The organism is Cryptosporangium minutisporangium (assembly GCF_039536245.1).
Lineage (GTDB): Bacteria > Actinomycetota > Actinomycetes > Mycobacteriales > Cryptosporangiaceae > Cryptosporangium > Cryptosporangium minutisporangium.
The window spans coordinates 54,728-72,615 of sequence record NZ_BAAAYN010000019.1 but is presented as its reverse complement, the minus strand read 5'-3'; the positions used below and the strand labels follow the sequence as shown (position 1 = coordinate 72,615).

Below are 17,888 nucleotides of genomic sequence, written 5' to 3'. Positions count from 1 at the left end.
GATACACGATCAGCGACTAGGGCGTAATGGGGTGGCGGCTGCCCGGCGTCCGCGGGGTAGCCTGGCTCGTCAAAGCCGCCGAACTGCCAGTCCGGATGGAGATCCCGGTGCCCGCCGACCGCATGGACGTCATCGTCAACCTGAGTAAGCGACGGGGTTTCGTGTTCCCGTCGAGCGAGATCTACGGAGGCCTGCGGGCGTCCTGGGATTACGGTCCGCTCGGTGTCGAACTGAAGACCAACGTCAAGCGCCAGTGGTGGAAGACGATGGTGACCGGCCGCGACGACGTCGTCGGCCTCGACTCGTGCGTGATCCTGGCGCCCGAGGTCTGGAAGGCGTCCGGCCACGTCGAGACGTTCACCGACCCACTGACCGAGTGTCAGAGCTGCCACAAACGGTTCCGCGCCGACCACCTCGAAGAGGCGTACGAGGCCAAGCACGGCAAGCCGCCGGCGAACGGGCTGGCGGACGTCAACTGCCCGAACTGTGGCACGAAGGGCGCGTTCACGGCGCCTCGGCAGTTCTCCGGCCTGCTCAAGACGTTCCTCGGCCCGGTCGAGGACGAGTCGGGCCTGGCCTACCTGCGCCCGGAGACCGCGCAGGGCATCTTCATCAACTACCGCAACGTCGAGCAGACCGCCCGGAAGAAGCCGCCGTTCGGCATCGCCCAGCAGGGCAAGAGCTTCCGGAACGAGATCACGCCCGGCAACTTCATCTTCCGGACCCGCGAGTTCGAGCAGATGGAGATGGAGTTCTTCGTCCCGCCGGGCACCGACGAGGAGTGGCACCAGTACTGGATCGACACCCGTCTGCAGTGGTACGTCGACCTGGGCATCAACAAGGAGCGGCTGCGGCTCTACGAGCACGCGAAGGAGAAGCTCTCCCACTACTCGAAGCGCACCGTCGACATCGAGTACAAGTTCGACTTCGCCGGCACCGAGTGGGGAGAGTTGGAGGGCATCGCCAACCGCACCGACTTCGACCTGTCGGCGCACTCGAAGGCTTCCGGCGCTGACCTCTCCTACTTCGACCAGGAGAAGGGCGAGCGCTGGACGCCGTACGTCATCGAGCCGGCCGCCGGTGTCGACCGCACCGTGCTCACGTTCCTGCTCGACGCCTACACCGAGGACGAGGCGCCGAACGCCAAGGGCGTGCCGGAGAAGCGCACGGTGCTGCAGCTCGACCCGCGGCTCGCGCCGGTGAAGGCGGCGGTGCTGCCGCTGTCCCGGAACGCCGACCTCTCGCCGAAGGCGCGTGACCTGGCGGCCACGCTCCGCCGCAACTGGAACGTGGACTTCGACGACGCGGGCGCGATCGGCCGTCGGTACCGGCGTCAGGACGAGATCGGGACGCCGTACTGCATCACGGTCGACTTCGAGACGCTCGACGACCAGGCCGTGACGATCCGGGAGCGCGACTCCCGGTCGCAGGAGCGGGTGGGTCTGGACGCGGTCGAGGCGTACCTGGCGACGCGGCTGCTGGGCTGCTGATCCGCCTTCCCGGTGCCCCGCGTGAGCGAGGCGTCGGTCAGTCGGCCAGCACTGGCTGGCCGGCGAGGGCGACCGCGTCGGGGCAGCTGCGGTAGTCGGGGTGCGGGCACGCCAAGCCGTGCTCGATCAGCTCCAGCTGGCGCCTGGCCAGGGCGATGTGGTGCTCCAGTTGCTGCTTCCGCCGCCGGAGCACCGCATCGCGGTCGGCGGTGTCGCGGACCGCGAGCAGCTCGCGCAGCCCGGCCAAGCCGATGCCCAGCTCGCGTCCGAACTTGATCAGCTTGACCTGGAGGACGTCCGGCTCGGTGTACCGGCGCTGTCCGTGCACGCGGGCGGGGGTCAGCAGCCCGGCGTCCTCCCACTGACGGAGAAGGTGGACGCGGACACCGCACTCCTGCGCGGCCTGCCCGATCGTTCGGCTTGACCTCATGTGGACATTAGGGTCCAGGCTGCTGCGCATGGTCAACATGCTTACGTCTTTGGCCCACCGGGTCCTGACGTCCGCAGAGGTCGTCGCGGTGACCCCGATCGGCGGCTCGGCGCGTGAGGTCACGCTCACGGCACCCGAGTTCGGCGCCTGGCGGTGCACGGCGGGGCAGAGCGTTCGGCTCTCCGTCGGCAACGGCTTGAGCTTGCGTACCTACTCCATTTGGACGCACTCCGGCGCGACGCTCGTGCTGCGCGGGTTCTCGCACGCCGACGGGCCGGGCAGCCGCTGGATGGCCGCCGCGGAGCCAGGCGTCCGGGTGGCGCTCACGTCGCCGCGCGGGGTGTTCGGCCTGGATCCGGCGGCGCCGTGGCACTTGTTCATCGGCGACCAGACCGGGGCCGTGCCGCTGCTGGCGATGCGGGCCGCGTTGCCCGGTTCCGCGCGGGTGCACGGGGCGCTGGTCGCCGCTGACCGGATCCCGCCGCTCGGGGCCGACTTGCCGTGGTGTTTGGACGGAAGGCTGTTGGATGCGGTTCGTTCGCTCGACCTGCCCGACGAGCCCGGGGCGGCGTACGTGGCCGGGGAGCAGAAGGCGTGCCTGGCGGTGCGGCAGTACCTGCGGGACGAGCGGGGCTGGCCGCGGCGTTCGGTGCGGGTCTCGGCGCACTGGACCCCAGGCAAGCGCGGAATGGAGTGATCGCTTGGGGGCCGGCCGAGGCGGTGCACATTTTTGGACCCTATGGCGGACGCGAATGTGCAACCTATCGGCAGGATGGGGCCATGCGGGAAATCGGGCGCACGGTGACGGAGTGGCTGGACGCGGGGCATCGGGTCGCGGTCGCGCGGGTGGTCGACGTGCATGGGTTCGGTGCCGTACCCGTGGGCGAGGTGCTCGCGGTGCGGGACGACGGTGCGCGGGTGGGTGAGTTGCTGCACGGCGTCGCGGATCCGGTGATCTCCGGAGCCGTGCCCGCGGCGCTGTCGGGTGAGCCGTCGGTCGTCCGGGCGCCGGTGAGCGAGTCGGACGCCGTCGCGGCGGGCCTGGCGTGCGCCGGGTCGGCCCGGGTGCTGGTGCACGCAGCGGCGGAGCCGTCGGTCTGGGCGGCGTTGGCGGCCGGAACGCCGGTGGCGTTGGTGACGTCGCTGACGTCGGGGGAGTCGGCGGTGGTTCCGTCGCCGGGGCCGGGGCGCTCGGGGTCGCCGGGGTCCGCGGGGCCGGGGTCGAGGTCGTCCGGGTTGTCGGAGCCGTCCGGGTCACCGGGCGGGGGCGGTTTCGTCGGGGGTGCCGAGGGGGTCTCGGCGGCGGTTGGCGAAGCGGCGCGGCTGCTCGCGACGGGTGCCACCAGTCGGGCGGTGGTCGACGACGTCCTGGTGGACGCGTGGGTGCCGACGCCGACCGTGGTCACCGTCGGCGGTGGGGTGCTCGCGTCGGCGCTGGCGGCGCAGGCGTCGCTCCTCGGCTGGTCGGCTCGCGACGTGTCCTCGGTGGCGGACGCCGTGGCGGCGGTATCGGCGTTCGGACCCGCCGACGTGCTCGTGCTGCTGAACCACGACCCGGCGATGGACGAAGTGCTGCGGATCGGGCTGGCGCACGGCCGGGGCTTCCTCGGGGCGCTCGGGTCCCGGCGCACCCAGGCGGCGAGGCGGGAGCGGCTCCGGGCGGCGGGGGTGCCGGACGAGGATCTGGCGCGGATCCACGGGCCGGTGGGGCTCGATCTCGGCGCGCGCAGCCCGGCGGAGACCGCGGTGAGCATCGTCGCGGAGGTGCTCGCCACCCGGTCGGGGCGTGCGGGCACCGCGCTGCGCGCCACCGACGTCGCGATCCACTGAGCGCGGGCCGTCCCTGCGAGCCGAGCCGACCCGCTGGCGGCGAGGGCCTGGTTGTCGACGCTTCCGGGTGCACGCCGAGGTGGTTGTCGTTGTTTCCGGGTGCCGCCGATATGGTTGTCGCGCTTGCCGTGCCAGGGCACGTACAGCGCGACAACCACCTCGCGCGGTGCCCGGAAGGCGCGACAACCACCTCGCGCGGTGCCCCGAAAGCGCGACAACCATGTTGTGCATCGCCCGGAAGGTGCGACAGCCACCTCGTGCGCTGCCCGGACGGTGCGACAACCACTGGTGCAGGTCGGCCGGAAGGCTCGGCGGGGCACTCCGGCGGACGTGAGACGCTGGAGGGCGTGTCTTCCGCTCTGACCGCTGCTCGCCCGCTCACCGTTGGCCCGCACATCGTCGACCCGCCGGTGGTGCTGGCGCCGATGGCCGGGATCACGAACGTCGCGTTCCGGCGGCTCTGCCGCGAGCACGGCGCCGGGCTCTACGTCAGCGAGATGATCACCAGCCGCGCTCTGGTCGAGCGCAACGAGAAGACCATGAAGCTGATCACGTTCGCCCCCGACGAGCAGCCCCGCTCGATCCAGCTCTACGGCGTCGATCCGGACGTCGTCGGGCGGGCCGTCGAGATGGTCGTGCAGGAGGACCTCGCCGACCACGTCGACCTGAACTTCGGCTGCCCGGTGCCGAAGGTGACGCGGAAGGGCGGCGGCTCCGCGCTCCCGTTCCGGCGCAAGCTGTTCGCGCAGATCGTCCAGCGGGCCGTGCGTGCCACCGCCGGTACGGACGTGCCGGTCACGGTGAAGCTCCGCATCGGCATCGACGAGAACCACGTCACGTTCCGGGACGCCGGCCGCGCGGCCGAGGACGCCGGTGTGGCCGCGGTGGCGCTGCACGGACGCACCGCCGCGCAGTTCTACGGGGGCCGCGCGAACTGGGAGCCGATCGCCGAGCTGGCCGCGGCCCTGGAGGTGCCCGTCCTGGGCAACGGCGACATCTGGGAAGCCGACGACGCCGTCCGGATGGTGGCCCAGACCGGCTGCGCCGGGGTGGTCGTCGGGCGGGGTTGTCTAGGACGGCCGTGGCTCTTCGCGGATCTGGCGGCGGCGTTCGCCGGGCGTCCGGAGCGGGTGCGCCCGAACCTCGGCGAGGTCGCGGTGACGATGCGCCGACACGCGGAGCTGCTCGCCGAGTGGATGGGTGAGGACCGTGGCCTGCCCGACTTCCGCAAGCACGTGGCCTGGTACCTGAAGGGTTATCCGGTCGGCTCGACGCTGCGGCGGGAGCTGGGCATGGTGAGCACCCTGGCCGAGCTCGACGACCTGCTGGCCCGCCTCGACCCGGACGCACCGTTCCCGTCCGCGGAGCTCGGCGAGCCCCGCGGACGCACCACCGGAGCGCGGCGGGTGGTGCTGCCCGAGGGATGGCTCGACGATCCCGACGCGCTCGCCGCCCCGGTCGACGCCGAACTAGACGTCTCCGGCGGCTAAGCGCGTCGAGATCAAGACGACCACGTGATGGACGAGAGCGGTGTCTCTGCCGAGGGTTGAACTTTAGATTTGCCGAAGCAGGGGCTTCAGATTTGCCGAGGACGGGGCTTTGGATCGGCTACTGGTCTGAGCGGACCGGGGTGGCCTCGGTGACGGCCGACATCGGCAGCGCGCCGTAGTAGTGCGGATACGCCTCGCCGCCGGCGCTCGCCTCCCACCGCAGCGAATCGCCGAGCGCCTCGGCGTCGACCGTGAGCAGCATCAACCCGGTCTCACCACCGAAGTGCCGGTCGAGCGTCCCGGGGAGCTGGGAAGCGGTCGAGAGGTGGACGAAACCGTCGCGCAGATCGTCAGGGGAGCCCTCGTAACGCTCCACCGCCTGCGCGGCTGCCCACTCGTCGGCGCGGAGAACTTTGTACACGGTTGTCACCCGCACACCGTATCGCCCGGTCAGGTCCGCACCCACGCCTGCGCCAGGTCGGGCACCCCCCAGAGCGGGCTGACGAACAGGCTCCCGACCGCCGAGCCGCGGAGCGCCAGCCGGCGCTGGTCGAAGAACGGAATCGCCGGCGCGTACTGCTCCCGGATCCGCCGGTCGAGCTTTGCGTACTCCTCGGCCGCGACGCGGCGATCGGGGAGCGCGGCGACGCGGGCGAACTCCGCGTCGAGCGCGGGGACATCGAGGTAGCTGAGGTTCGTGTTCCCCGCCGCGCGAATCGTGTCGCCGCCGAACCGCAGCGGCAGCATCGCGTTGCCGTCCAGGTAGTCCGGCGCCCAGCTGCAGAGGTAGATGTCGTACGGGTTGTCGCGGCGGCCGATTGTCGCCTCGTACCTCTTATAGGGGATCGGTCGTAGCGAGACCTTCACCCCGGCACGCGCGAACGCCGCCTGGATCGCGGGGGCGAAGCGCTCCCCGTCAGGGTTGTCCATGTGTCCGAGTACCAGCGTGACGTCCGCGCCGTCCAGTTGCTGGACCGCGGTATCCGGATCGCCGAAGCGCTGGCCCGGGATCTGGTCCGGCGGGTAACCCGGCAGCCGCCGCGAGAGCAGGCTCGTGGTCAGCGTGCCCACGTGGATACCGCCGAGCGCGGCCAGGGCGGCCTCGGGATTGAACGCCAGGCTCAGCGCCTGCCGTAACTTCGGATCCTTCACGCGCTGGGTGTTGAAACAGAGGTCGCGGTGGCCTTGGCCGTCCCCCTCGACCAGTCGGTTGGCCACGCCGCGCTGGTACGCCTCGGTGGCTCGGAACGGCTCCATCGTGCCGAGTTGGATGCCGGTCGGCTCCTCGTCGGCCATCAGCTGCGTGGTCACGTCGTCGCGTTCGACGTTGAAGCGCACGACGTAGCGGTCCGGGTAGTCGGTCCGGATCGGGTCGGACTCGGGGTTCCACGCCGGGTTCCGCTCCAGCGTGAGCTCGTCCTTACCGACGGCGGCGACCTTGTACGGCCCGGTGACCGGCACCGGCTCGGTCTTCGTCGGCTTCCAGCCCTTCGGGACCGCGGCGGTCGACGGCAGCGCCGCCACCGCCGGGAAGTCGGGGTGCGGCCGGGCGAACCGGAATCGAATCGTGCGGGCGTCCAGGACCTCGATGCCCGGTGGGTACTGCGCCGACGCGGTCGGACCGGACCAGGCCGCGCGGAAGTCGTCCCGGCCGGCGAGCCACCGCTCGAGATAGTCGAAGCCGCCCTTCGTGCCGAACGAACGGCCGACGCCGTGGGCGACGTCCTCCGCGGTGACCGCCCGGCCGTTCGCGAACGTGACGCCGGGCCGGATCGTGAACTCCCAGGTGCGGCCGCCGTCGGTGCTGCGGCCGGTGTCGGTGGCGAGGTCGCCGACGAGCGTCGTCCGGCCGCTCGCCCGGCGGTAGCTGGTGAGCGTGCGGGCCAGCAGGCGGTTGCTGACCATCATCCCGTCGGCGTAGCGGTTGAGCGTCGGATCCAGCTCCCAGTACTGGGCGGTCGCGAAGAGCACGACGGTTCCGCCACGGCGGGCGCTGGACGGGGGCGTTGCCGGGCCGAGCGCACCGTCGTCGGCGTCGTACTGACGGACGGTGAGGTCGGAGACCTTCGACGGCTCGGTCGTCGGCTCCGCTGCCTGCCACGGCGACGTCGCCCAGAGGGCGGCGCCCGCCGCTAACGCGGTGACCAGCGCGCCGGCCACGAGGAGGGGCGCGCGCCGCCGCCGCCGCGGAGCGTCCGGCGTGACCGCGTCCTCGGCCGCGGTGTCCTCGGCCACCGGGGGCGGGCCTGGCTGCGGACGTGCGGCGTCGGTCGGTGTCTGCGCGGTGAGTCGTCCGTCGGCGTTCAGCTGTGCCGTAGTGCTGTCGGACGCCACCCCGGTGGACGCCGGCTCCACGGACGCCAGACCTGGGGACGCCGCGCCGCGCGCCGCCGCACGTTCGGACGTGGGGGCGCCGAGCGGAAGGTCGGGGACCGCGCCGGGGCGGTGCAGCGCCAGCGTCTCCAGCAGGTGCCGGCTGGTCGGCCGCTCGGCCGGGTCCTTGCTGAGCGCCGCCGCCGCGAGGTCCCGGATCGGCTCGTCCAGCGAGCTCACGTCCGCGGTCTGCTCCAGCGTCCGGAACAGCATCACCTCCGGCGCCGCCACTCCGAACGGCGGCTGGCTGGTGCCGGCGAAACACACGGCGGCGCCCCAGGCGTGGATGTCGGTCGCGGCGGTGATCGGGTCACCGCGGAATTGCTCCGGCGCCATGTAGGGCGGCGAGCCGATGGCGCCGCTGGTCAGCCCGCTCACCAGGTCGGCGGCTCGGGCGATGCCGAAGTCGATCACCCGCGGCCCGAACCGCGACAGGATGACGTTGCTCGGCTTCAGATCGCGGTGCACGATGCCGGCCTCGTGGATCGCGACCAGCGCGGTTGCGATGCCGATCGCCACCGCATCGAGCGCACCACCGCTCAACGGTCCTTGCTCGTCGACGACTTCTTGCAGCGTGGGACCGTCGACGAACTCCGTGACGAGGTACGGCTGCTCGCCCTCCACGTCCACATCGAGGACAGCAGCCGTACAGAAGCGGGCCACCCGCGCCGCGAGGGCAGCCTCGGACCGGAAGCGGGTCCGGAACTCGGGAGCGTCGGCCAGGTGCGGATGGATCACCTTCACGGCCACCTGGCGCTCGCGGCCGTCGGGCTCTTCGGCGATTCCGGCGTAGACGATGCCCATACCGCCGGCGCCGAGCCGTCCAATTAGTCGGTAACGCCCGAGTTGCCGCGGGTCGTTGTTCCGAAGGGGCTGCGCCGTGCTCACGCGTGTCTCTCTCCGACGGTCACCCGGATCCCGCGCGCAGCGTAGCGAGACCGCACCAGTCTTCCGCTCAACGGGTTACCGCTCGATGTCTGCGAAGCTACGTGCGACCCTTCTCACGTGCGGTTATGGAGGTTTGCGGGTAACCCGGCCGGGCTGAATCGGAACAGTCAGTGCAAGCGGCGTGCGTCTGCTCACAACGGGCACCAGCATGGAGACGGTCTCACTAACCTCTGGCCATCCCCAGCGCCGGTGACGAGGGAGAACGACTCGTGCCCGAACCCGTGACGCTCCGCGACGACGAGGCCGGTAACCCGTCGGTTGATGCACACCAAACGGAGGCCGCGTTGAAGGACGATCGGAAGAAGTACGTCTACGCCTTCGCCGAGGGCAACAAGGAGCTGAAGGACCTCCTCGGTGGCAAGGGCGCCAACCTCGCCGAGATGACCAACCTGGGTCTGCCGGTCCCGCCCGGGTTCACGATCACCACCGAGGCCTGCACGACGTATCTGAACACCGGCTCGACCCCCGAAGGCCTGGACGAAGAGGTCGCCACTCACCTGGCCGCGCTGGAGAAGGCCCGGGGCAAGAAGCTCGGAGACCCGGACGACCCGCTGCTGGTCAGCGTCCGGTCGGGGGCGAAGTTCTCGATGCCGGGGATGATGGAGACCGTCCTCAATGTCGGTCTCAACGACCAGTCGGTCGAGGGGCTCGCACGCCAGGCCGACAACGACCGGTTCGCCTGGGACTCCTACCGACGGCTCATCCAGATGTTCGGCAAGACCGTTCAGAACATTGAGGGTGAGGCCTTCGAGGAGGCGCTGGAGGAGATCAAGCGCGCGAAGGACACGCACAACGACCTCGACCTGGACGCCGACGACCTACGGCAGCTGGTCGACGTCTACAAAGGCATCGTGCGGGAGCACACCGGCGCGGACTTCCCGCAGGACCCCCGGGAGCAGCTGACCGCGGCGATCAACGCGGTGTTCGACTCCTGGAATTCCGACCGCGCCGTGCTGTACCGGCGGCAGGAGCGCATCCCGGCCGATCTCGGTACCGCGGTCAACGTTGTCGCGATGGTCTTCGGCAACATGGGCATGGACTCGGGCACCGGGGTCGCGTTCACTCGTGACCCGGGCACCGGCGAGCAGGGCGTCTACGGCGACTACCTGCAGAACGCCCAGGGCGAGGACGTCGTCGCCGGCATCCGGAACACGGTGCCGCTGCAGGACCTGGAGAAGCTCGACAAGACCTCCTACGACCGGCTCATGGAGATCATGGCCACGCTGGAGGGGCACTACCGCGATCTGTGCGACATCGAGTTCACGATCGAGGCCGGCCAGCTCTGGATGCTGCAGACCCGGGTCGGGAAGCGCACCGCAGCCGCCGCGTTCCGGATCGCGTCGCAGCTGGTCGACGAGGGCGTCATCGACCTCGACGAGGCGGTCCAGCGGGTCACCGGTGAGCAGCTCGTCCACCTGATGTTCCCGCAGTTCGACACGTCAGCGAAGGTGCACCAGCTCGGTCGGGGCATATCGGCGTCGCCGGGTGCCGCGGTCGGCAAGGCGGTGTTCGACTCGTACACCGCGGTCAAGTGGTCGCGGTCGGGGGAGAAGGTCATCCTCGTTCGCCGGGAGACGAACCCGGACGACCTCAACGGCATGATCGCCGCCCAGGGCATCCTGACCAGCCGCGGTGGCAAGACGTCGCACGCGGCCGTGGTCGCCCGGGGCATGGGCAAGACCTGTGTCTGCGGTGTCGAGGAACTGCAGGTCAACACCAAGCGCCGGTTCCTCACCGCGCCGGACGGCACCGAGGTGCACGAGGGCGACGTCATCTCGATCGACGGCTCGACCGGCCGGGTCTACCTCGGTGAGGTACCGGTCGTGGACTCGCCGGTGGTCGAGTACTTCGAGGGTCAGGTCGACGTCTCCACGGCGAAGGACGACCTGGTCTCCGCAGTGCACCGGATCATGACGCACGCGGACAGCGCCCGCCGGATGGGCGTCCGCGCCAACGCCGACACGGCCGAGGACGCCGAGCGGGCACGGCGGTTCGGCGCCGAGGGCATCGGACTGTGCCGCACCGAGCACATGTTCCTCGGCGAGCGGCGTCAGCACGTCGAGCGGCTGATCCTGGCCGAGGACGACGAGCAGCGGGACCAGGCGCTCGAAGCGCTGCTGCCGCTGCAGCGCTGGGACTTCCTGCAGCTGCTCACCGCGATGGACGGGCTGCCGACGACGATCCGGCTGCTCGACCCGCCGCTGCACGAGTTCCTGCCGGACATCACCGAGCTGTCCGTCCGGGTCGCGCTGGCGGAGTCGCGGGGCGAGAAGAACGAGAACGACCTGCGGCTGATGCAGGCCGTCCACCGGCTGCACGAGCAGAACCCGATGCTGGGGCTGCGCGGCGTCCGGCTGGGACTGGTCGTGCCGGGGCTGTTCAACCTGCAGACCCGGTCGATCGCCGAGGCGGCGGCCCAGCTGGTGAAGCTCGGCAAGGATCCCCGGCCGGAGATCATGATCCCGCTGGTCGGCTCGGTGCAGGAGCTGGAGATCATCCGCGGCGAGACCGAGCAGGTGCTCAAGGAGGTCGCCGAGGAGACCGGCTGCGACCTGCCGATCATGATCGGGACGATGATCGAGCTGCCCCGGGCGGCGCTCACCGCCGACCAGATCGCGGAGGCCGCCCAGTTCTTCTCGTTCGGCACCAACGACCTGACCCAGACGACGTGGGGCTTCTCCCGCGACGACGTGGAGGCGGCGTTCTTCTCCACGTACCTGGAGGTCGGGATCTTCGGCGTCAGCCCGTTCGAGACGATCGACGAGGACGGCGTCGGAGAGCTGGTGCGGATCGGTACCGAGAAGGGGCGGGCCACCCGGCCGGACCTCAAGGTCGGTGTCTGCGGTGAGCACGGCGGTGACCCGGACTCGGTGCACTTCTTCAACAAGGTGGGGCTGGACTACGTCTCGTGCTCGCCGTTCCGCGTGCCGGTGGCGCGCCTCGAGGCGGCGCGGGCCACGGTGGCGCAGGAGGGCGGCTCGGACAGCCGCTGACGCGGGGGAGCCGCCGCGGGCGGGTGCCTCCGGGTCAGCGGCCGAGGGAGCGGCGTCGCGTCGGCAGGGCGGCGCCGCCGAGATCGGCGCGGTGGCCGGCGACGATCCCGTCCCCGTGCCCGCTGCCACTCAGCACCCGGCGGGGCGCCGACCGCAACCTCGGGAACGCCTCGGCGAAGCGCTGGTCGACGACGTGCCGCCGATCGGCGAGCACGAGCTCAGCGGGGCGCCCCGTCGCACTCGTGGACGCCGCCTCGGTGGCCTCCGCGCGCGCCCGCTGCTCGGCGTCGGCCAGCCGCAGCCGCACGGTCGTGCTGAACCCGGCCAGCCACGCGCGCCGGTACGCGGCCTTGTTCTCGTGCGTCGGAACCCGGGCGGCGGCCAGTCCACGCGCGGCCTGGACCAGGAGCGACGTGAACAGGATCTCGGCACGCTCGAGGTCGGACGAGTACCCGAACAGCAGCGCCGAGATCTCCTTGCCGCGCACGCCGAACCCGGTGCGCTGGACGACGTGCAGCCCGAGCGCCTGCCCGATGCCGCTGAGCAGGCCTATCTTGTCGAGCGCGTAGGGCGGATCGAGGCGGATCACCCGGTCGGCGATCGCGTCGACGGTTTCGTCGCCATCGGCGAGCATCGCCCGGTCGACGCCGTACCGGGCCATCAGCTCGGCGGCCTTGGCGGTGAACGTCTCGGCCTCGGCCGGACTGGCGGCTGCGTCCTCGGCCTGGGCGAGCAGCTTACGGATCGTCGCAAGCTTGGCTTCGGAAGCGGACATCAAACTCTCCTGGGAACGCGCTCCGGCGGATGACGAGAGCACTCTGGCAGGCCGGTACGACGTTCCGCAGCGGTGCCCGAGTCGCTGTGGACAACCGTCCTGGCTAGGGTCGGCACATGGCGCAAGAGCTGCTAGTGGTCGTCAACGAGGGTGCTGGCAGCACCGAACTCGCCGCCGTCGACAAGGCCGTCGATGTTCTACGCCGGGTGGCCGACGTCATCGTGGTCCGCACCGCGGACCTGGATGCGCTCGGTGCCGCGCTCCGCGTCCACCGGGAGCGGTTGACCGTGCTGGCCGGGGGTGACGGCTCGCTGCACGCGGCGGTCCAGCTGCTCTACAACGCGCACCTGCTCGATCCACGACGTCCGTTCGGGCTCCTTCCCCTGGGTACCGGCAACGACCTCGCGCGGACGCTGGGGATCCCGCTCGACCCGGTCGGCGCGGCCGAGACCGTGCTGGAAGGACGGCCACGGACCCTCGACATCGCGGTCGACGACACCGGTGAGGTACTGGTCAACGCCGCCCACGCCGGCGTCGGGGCGGAGGCGGGCCGGCTGGCCACCGGCTGGAAGCCCGCGCTCGGGGTGGCGGCCTATCCGCTGGGCGGCCTGGTCGCGGGGTTCAGCAGCGAGGGCTGGGCGATGGACGTCGAAGTGGACGGTGTGCGGGTCCACGACGCCGGCCGGCCGATCCTCATGCTGGGGGTGAGCAACGGGCGGTCGATCGGTGGGGGCACACCGCTGGCCCCGAACGCCGAGCCGGACGACGGGCTGCTGGACGTGGTGGTGGCCGCGGTACACGGTCCGCGGAACCGGTACGCGTACGGGATGGCGCTGCGGGACGGCGTCCACATCAGGCGAGAAGACGTGCGGGTACACCGCGGCCGGCACGTGTCGCTGTTGGTGGCGGACGGCGCCGAGCCGTTCCGGGTGAACACCGACGGCGAGGTGAGCGACGAGGTGCGTCGGCGGTCGTGGGAGGTCCGGCAGGGGGTGTGGTCGGTGCTCGTGTCCGGGTCAGCCCGCGCGGTCTGGTAGCGGTCCGCGCCACCCGGGAAGCACGCCAACCATCCCCGCCCACAGCGCGTGAGGCAGGGCGCCCCGAGCACGGGCGGCCGCGGCGCGCGCCGGGCGAGGGCTGCCCCACCCGGAGCGAGTTACGCTGCGTCGTGATGGACGACGACGCCTGGGGTACACGGGGCGCACAGCGCCGGGTCGCCGAGCCGGCGAAGGACCCCGGCACCGGCCGGACCCCGTTCCAACGCGACCGGGCCCGCGTCCTGCACTCCGCGGGCTTCCGGCGGCTGGCGGCGAAGACCCAGGTGATCACCGGAGGCCAGGACGACTTCCTCCGCACCCGGCTCACGCACTCGCTGGAGGTCGCGCAGATCGCCCGCGAGATGGGCGTCGCGCTCGGCGCCGACCCGGACGTCGTCGACACCGCGGGCCTCGCGCACGACCTCGGGCACCCGCCGTTCGGTCACAACGGCGAGGACGCGCTCGACGAGGTCGCACGAGCCGCCGGCGGTTTCGAGGGCAACGCTCAGACGTTGCGGGTGGTGAGCCGCCTGGAGGCCAAGGTCCCCGGCGCCGGGCTGAACCTCACCCGCGCCACGCTCGACGCGATCACCAAGTACCCGTGGGAGCGCAAACCCGGCACCCGCAAGTTCGGCGTCTACCGCGACGACCTCCCGGTTTTCCACTGGTACCGAGACGACGCGCCGCAGGACAAACGGTGCCTCGAGGCGCAGATCATGGACTGGGCCGACGACGTCGCCTACTCCGTGCACGACCTGGAGGACGGTGTGCACGCCGGGCACGTCCGGATCGAGCTGCTCGCCGACCCGGACGAGCGGCTCGCGCTCTGCGCCGACGTCGCGCGCGCCTACTCACCCGAGAGCCCGAGCGACCTGCAGACCGTCCTGGACGAACTGCTCGCCGAGCCGGTCGTCAACGGGCTCGCCGGGTACGACGGGAGCTACCTCGCCCAGTCCCGGCTCAAGCACGTGACCAGCGCGCTGGTCGGCCGATTGTCCGCCGTGGCGGTGCGCGCCACCCGGGAAAAGGCCGGGCCGGAGCCTCTGCGCGGTTACGCGGCGGACCTCATCGTCCCCAGAACGATCCGCGCCGAGTGCGCCCTGCTCAAAGGGCTGGCGCTGCGCTACGTCATGAACCGCCCGGGTGCGGACGCCCGCTACGAGTGGCAGCGGGAGATCCTGGTGACGCTGGTCGAGGCGTTGCTGCGGAAGGCTCCGGACGAGCTCGACCCGGTGTTCGCCCCGCTGTGGAGAAGCGCACCCGACGACGCCGCGCGGCTCCGCGTCGTCATCGATCAGGTGGCGAGCCTGACCGACCCGGCGGCGGTCGCCTGGCACGACCGCCTCACGGGAGCCTGACCGCCCGAGCCGAGGGAAGATCGCCCCATGAAATACGCCCGACTGGGACACACCGGCCTGGAAGTCTCCCGGATCTGCCTCGGCTGCATGACCTACGGCGATCCGAACCGCGGCAACCACACCTGGACCCTGCCCGAGGACGAGAGCCGTCCGTTCATCCGTAAGGCGCTCGAGAGCGGCGCGAACTTCTTCGACACCGCGAACGTCTATTCGGACGGCAGCAGCGAGGAGATCGTCGGCCGCGCGCTCCGCGACTTCGCAAACCGCGACGAGGTCGTTCTCGCCACGAAGGTGCACGGTCGGATGCACGAGGGTCCGAACGGCGCCGGACTCTCCCGCAAAGCCATCTTCGCCCAGATCGACCACAGCCTGCGCCGCCTCGGCACCGACTACGTCGACCTCTACCAGATCCACCGGTTCGATCCGCACACGCCGATCGAGGAGACCGTCGAAGCGCTCCACGACGTCGTGAAGGCCGGCAAGGCCCGCTACCTCGGTGCCAGCTCGATGTGGGCGTGGCAGTTCGCGAAGTACCTGCACACCGCCGAGCGACACGGCTGGACGAAGTTCGTGAGCATGCAGAACCACTACAACCTGCTCAACCGCGAGGAGGAGCGGGAGATGCTGCCGCTCTGCCTCGACGCGGGCATCGGCGTCATCCCGTGGTCGCCGCTGGCCCGTGGCCGCCTCACCCGCGACCCCGAGGTCACCACCGCCCGCAGCGCGAACGACCGCTTCGGCCGCTCGCTCTACGACGCCACCGAGGAGGCCGACCGCGCGGTGATCGACGCGGTCGCCCGGATCGCCGCCGAGCGCGGCGTCCCGCGTGCGCAGATCGCGCTCGCCTGGCTGTTGCACCGGCCGGGGGTGACCGCGCCGATCGTCGGTGCGAGCAAGCTGTCGCATCTCCACGATGCGGTGGCGGCGGTCGAGATCGACCTCACCGCCGAGGAACTCGAGACACTCGGGAAGCCTTACGTCCCCCATCCGGTGGTCGGCTTCTAGATCTACGCCTGCCGGGCGGGCGTCGGTTGCTTCCGGATCCGGCGCCCGGTCGGCCGGCCGCACGACGTCCCGCTCCGCCGTCGTGGCGCGGGCAGGTGCCCTCGCGTCCTCGTCAGTGCCCCCGGGGCCGGCACCGCCGGACCAGCGGAACCACCGCCCGGAGCAGCCGTCCTCACCCGCTGAGCGCCCCGATCGCGTCGCCGATGAGCTTGGCCCCGATCACCAGGCACAGGACCGACATGATGACCGCGTTGTGGGCGCCCATCCAGTCCTTCAGCGACGCGAGCATCCGCTCCGAGCGCCGGCCCAGAGCGAAGTAGAGGACGACCGGAGCGCCGACGCCGAGCGTCCCGATGAGCGCGAAGACCAGGTAGGCGGTGGCTTGCTGCGCGCCCGTGATCCCGGTCTGGGCGATCGCGGCGCCGCCGCCCACGGCCAGCAGGAGGTTCTTGGGATTCGCGCCGGCCAGGACCGCGGCCAGCCCGAGCGCGGCGAGCGGACTGGTCTTGTCGATGCTCGCCATCCACTCGGGCATCTGCGCTTCCTCGTCGCCGTGCGGCCTGCCCCGGAACTGACGCAGTGCGACCAGGAGCAGCAGGACGCCGAGGACGATCTTGACCCAGCTCACCCAGGTGGCCGGAGCGCCGCCGTCGCTGGCCCCGCCCGATCCGGCGAGGCTCAGGACGAGGGCGCCGACGATCCCCAGGCCGAGCAGCCAGCCCACGAGGAAGGCCGGGCCGTTCACCTTCGCCTGGCGACTGGTGAGCATCAGCACGACCGCGATGATCGGAAGCGGGCTGAGCGCGATCCCGACCGCGAGCGGCAGCGATCCTCCGATGGCTTCACCCATCAGTGGTTCGGGTTGTCGAAGTCGGTCCGGTCAGCGAAGCCAGTGGATATCTGCGGCTCCGTCACGTCAGCTATCGGCATGTTCCAGAACTACCGACCTGACCGCGAGCACACATCGTCCGGAACGAATGATGCGGTGCGGTAGCGGCGGCGCTGTTCCGCCGCTACCGCGTTCCGGATCAGTATTCGACGGGGTGCCCGTCGATTTGCCAGAAGTGGAAGCCGCCGAGCATCTCCTTCACGCGGAACCCGAGCTCCGCGAGGCGCAACGCCGATCGCGTCGACCCGTTGCAGTGCGGCCCGTCGCAGTACGTGACGTAGACCAGCTCTCGATCGAGCCCGGCGGTGCTCTGCTCGGTGATCGTCCGGGTGGGCAGGTTCACCGATCCCGGGACGTGCCCGGCCGCGTACTTCTCCGGCGACCGGGCGTCCACCACGACGAAACCCGCGACGCCGTGCGCCAGGTCGCTCGCGACGTCCGCACAATCGGTCTCGAAGCGGAACCGTTCACTCAGGCGCGCCACCGCGCTCTCCGGGTCCGCGGCCGGGACGCGGGTCACCAGCCCGCGTAACACCCGGGGCGCGGTCACCGCGCGGCTCCGTCCAGCGCGAACGTGCGGACGGCCGACACCCGGCCGCCGAGCTCCACCGCGCCGTCGCCGGTCGGTCCGGCGACCAGCACCGAACCGACCCCCTGGTGGATCTGCACGCGCCGTCCGAGCTTGCCGACGAGCGCCACCGCGGCGGCGCCGGTGGCCTCGTCCTCGGCGATCCCCAGGCTCACCGGGAAGCACCGCGAGCGGAGGACGCCCGCGGCCTCGTCGATCCAGGCCCAGACGTAGGTGCGGCCGTCGGCGGGCTGCGGGTGGCTCTCGACCTCGGTGGCACTTCCGAGCTGCTGGAAGTCGAAGTCGGGGGCCCACTCCGGGCGGCCGGTGATCCAGGTCAGTTCGGCCTCGTACCGCACCGGCACGGTGCCGGCCGGCGGGCGGAGCGCCTCGACCGGCTTTCCTTCCCGGGCCAGCAACCAGGCGGTGCCGACCGTCGGGTGGCCGGCGAACGGCAGTTCGGTCGAGGGCGTGAAGATCCGAATCGCGCCGGTGGTGGCGTCGTCGACGAACACCGTCTCGGAGTAGCCGAGCTGGGCGGCGACCCGCTGGCGGTCGGCGTCGGGCACCCGCGCACCGTCCAGGATCACGCCGAGCGGATTACCGGCCTGACCGTCCGGACCAGGGAAGACCAGCAATTCGTGAACGTCGATACTCATGGGGCAGAGCATGCCGTGCGTGCGCCTTCTCCGTCGAGTGGCA

At 71.3% G+C, this 17,888-nt stretch carries 15 protein-coding genes; 8 read left to right on the top strand and 7 right to left on the bottom strand.

The genetic code is table 11. From position 1 onward, the window contains the following. The first annotated feature begins 122 nt into the window (after positions 1-122). A complete protein-coding gene (locus ABEB28_RS15970) occupies positions 123-1,490 on the top strand; it encodes a glycine--tRNA ligase (protein ID WP_376981038.1) in 1,368 nt (455 codons plus the stop codon). A gap of 37 nt (positions 1,491-1,527) precedes the next feature. On the opposite strand, the gene ABEB28_RS15965 is transcribed toward ABEB28_RS15970, so the two are convergent. Continuing rightward, positions 1,528-1,920, bottom strand: coding sequence for a helix-turn-helix domain-containing protein (locus ABEB28_RS15965; protein ID WP_345728881.1), 393 nt, complete (start codon positions 1,918-1,920; stop codon positions 1,528-1,530). Between the two features lie 28 nt (positions 1,921-1,948). On the opposite strand from ABEB28_RS15965, the gene ABEB28_RS15960 reads away from it, so the two are divergent. The 3 genes from ABEB28_RS15960 (at position 1,949) to dusB (ending at position 5,240) form a co-directional block, all read left to right on the top strand. Continuing rightward, positions 1,949-2,617 (top strand): siderophore-interacting protein, encoded by a 669-nt coding sequence (locus ABEB28_RS15960; RefSeq protein ID WP_345728880.1) that lies wholly within the window; start codon positions 1,949-1,951, stop codon positions 2,615-2,617. Positions 2,618-2,700: 83 nt separating this feature from the next. Next, the gene (locus tag ABEB28_RS15955; RefSeq protein WP_345728879.1) at positions 2,701-3,750 is read left to right on the top strand and encodes an XdhC family protein; all 1,050 of its coding nucleotides are present in this window, start codon (positions 2,701-2,703) and stop codon (positions 3,748-3,750) included. Between the two features lie 347 nt (positions 3,751-4,097). Beyond that, the gene (gene dusB, locus ABEB28_RS15950) at positions 4,098-5,240 is read left to right on the top strand and encodes a tRNA dihydrouridine synthase DusB (protein ID WP_345728878.1); all 1,143 of its coding nucleotides are present in this window, start codon (positions 4,098-4,100) and stop codon (positions 5,238-5,240) included. A 118-nt stretch (positions 5,241-5,358) separates the two neighbouring features. Here the strand turns inward: dusB and ABEB28_RS15945 are convergent, their stop codons facing one another. Then, positions 5,359-5,670 carry a DUF952 domain-containing protein gene (locus ABEB28_RS15945; protein WP_376981024.1) on the bottom strand — a complete coding sequence of 104 codons (312 nt, stop codon included), beginning with the start codon at positions 5,668-5,670 and terminating at the stop codon, positions 5,359-5,361. 20 nt (positions 5,671-5,690) lie between these two features. Continuing rightward, complete coding sequence (locus ABEB28_RS15940; protein WP_345728877.1) at positions 5,691-8,501, bottom strand: ABC transporter substrate-binding protein; 2,811 nt, start codon at positions 8,499-8,501, stop codon at positions 5,691-5,693. 344 nt (positions 8,502-8,845) lie between these two features. Here ABEB28_RS15940 and ppdK point away from each other — a divergent pair, with 344 nt between their 5' ends. Continuing rightward, a complete protein-coding gene (ppdK, locus tag ABEB28_RS15935; RefSeq protein WP_345728913.1) occupies positions 8,846-11,554 on the top strand; it encodes a pyruvate, phosphate dikinase in 2,709 nt (902 codons plus the stop codon). A gap of 34 nt (positions 11,555-11,588) precedes the next feature. On the opposite strand, the gene ABEB28_RS15930 is transcribed toward ppdK, so the two are convergent. Continuing rightward, entirely contained in the window at positions 11,589-12,329 is a 741-nt protein-coding gene (locus ABEB28_RS15930) for a DUF2786 domain-containing protein (RefSeq protein ID WP_345728876.1), read from the bottom strand. Between the two features lie 116 nt (positions 12,330-12,445). Here ABEB28_RS15930 and ABEB28_RS15925 point away from each other — a divergent pair, with 116 nt between their 5' ends. From ABEB28_RS15925 to ABEB28_RS15915, 3 genes are all read left to right on the top strand, one after another. Beyond that, positions 12,446-13,366 (top strand): diacylglycerol/lipid kinase family protein, encoded by a 921-nt coding sequence (locus ABEB28_RS15925; RefSeq protein WP_345728875.1) that lies wholly within the window; start codon positions 12,446-12,448, stop codon positions 13,364-13,366. Positions 13,367-13,500: 134 nt separating this feature from the next. Continuing rightward, on the top strand, positions 13,501-14,724 hold the full coding sequence (locus ABEB28_RS15920) for a deoxyguanosinetriphosphate triphosphohydrolase (protein ID WP_345728874.1): 1,224 nt from the start codon (positions 13,501-13,503) through the stop codon (positions 14,722-14,724). Between the two features lie 27 nt (positions 14,725-14,751). Then, positions 14,752-15,729: an aldo/keto reductase gene (locus tag ABEB28_RS15915; protein WP_345728873.1), complete on the top strand. Its 978-nt coding sequence runs from the start codon at positions 14,752-14,754 to the stop codon at positions 15,727-15,729. 172 nt (positions 15,730-15,901) lie between these two features. Here the strand turns inward: ABEB28_RS15915 and ABEB28_RS15910 are convergent, their stop codons facing one another. From ABEB28_RS15910 to ABEB28_RS15900, 3 genes are all read right to left on the bottom strand, one after another. Beyond that, a complete protein-coding gene (locus tag ABEB28_RS15910) occupies positions 15,902-16,579 on the bottom strand; it encodes a GAP family protein (protein WP_345728872.1) in 678 nt (225 codons plus the stop codon). Positions 16,580-16,757: 178 nt separating this feature from the next. After that, a complete protein-coding gene (locus tag ABEB28_RS15905; protein ID WP_345728871.1) occupies positions 16,758-17,168 on the bottom strand; it encodes a rhodanese-like domain-containing protein in 411 nt (136 codons plus the stop codon). Beyond that, positions 17,165-17,845, bottom strand: coding sequence for a PhzF family phenazine biosynthesis protein (locus tag ABEB28_RS15900; RefSeq protein ID WP_345728870.1), 681 nt, complete (start codon positions 17,843-17,845; stop codon positions 17,165-17,167). Before ABEB28_RS15900 ends, ABEB28_RS15905 begins: the two co-directional genes overlap by 4 nt. Positions 17,846-17,888: the final 43 nt, after the last annotated feature.

Coding starts and splice junctions, on each gene's coding strand:
- ABEB28_RS15965 (WP_345728881.1), bottom strand. CDS start 1,920: ATGAGGTCAAGCCGAACGATCGGGCAGGCCGCGCAGGAGTGCGGTGTC.
- ABEB28_RS15900 (WP_345728870.1), bottom strand. CDS start 17,845: ATGAGTATCGACGTTCACGAATTGCTGGTCTTCCCTGGTCCGGACGGT.
- ABEB28_RS15925 (WP_345728875.1), top strand. CDS start 12,446: ATGGCGCAAGAGCTGCTAGTGGTCGTCAACGAGGGTGCTGGCAGCACC.
- ABEB28_RS15915 (WP_345728873.1), top strand. CDS start 14,752: ATGAAATACGCCCGACTGGGACACACCGGCCTGGAAGTCTCCCGGATC.
- ABEB28_RS15955 (WP_345728879.1), top strand. CDS start 2,701: ATGCGGGAAATCGGGCGCACGGTGACGGAGTGGCTGGACGCGGGGCAT.
- ABEB28_RS15920 (WP_345728874.1), top strand. CDS start 13,501: ATGGACGACGACGCCTGGGGTACACGGGGCGCACAGCGCCGGGTCGCC.
- ABEB28_RS15910 (WP_345728872.1), bottom strand. CDS start 16,579: ATGGGTGAAGCCATCGGAGGATCGCTGCCGCTCGCGGTCGGGATCGCG.
- ABEB28_RS15970 (WP_376981038.1), top strand. CDS start 123: ATGGACGTCATCGTCAACCTGAGTAAGCGACGGGGTTTCGTGTTCCCG.
- ABEB28_RS15960 (WP_345728880.1), top strand. CDS start 1,949: ATGGTCAACATGCTTACGTCTTTGGCCCACCGGGTCCTGACGTCCGCA.
- ABEB28_RS15930 (WP_345728876.1), bottom strand. CDS start 12,329: ATGTCCGCTTCCGAAGCCAAGCTTGCGACGATCCGTAAGCTGCTCGCC.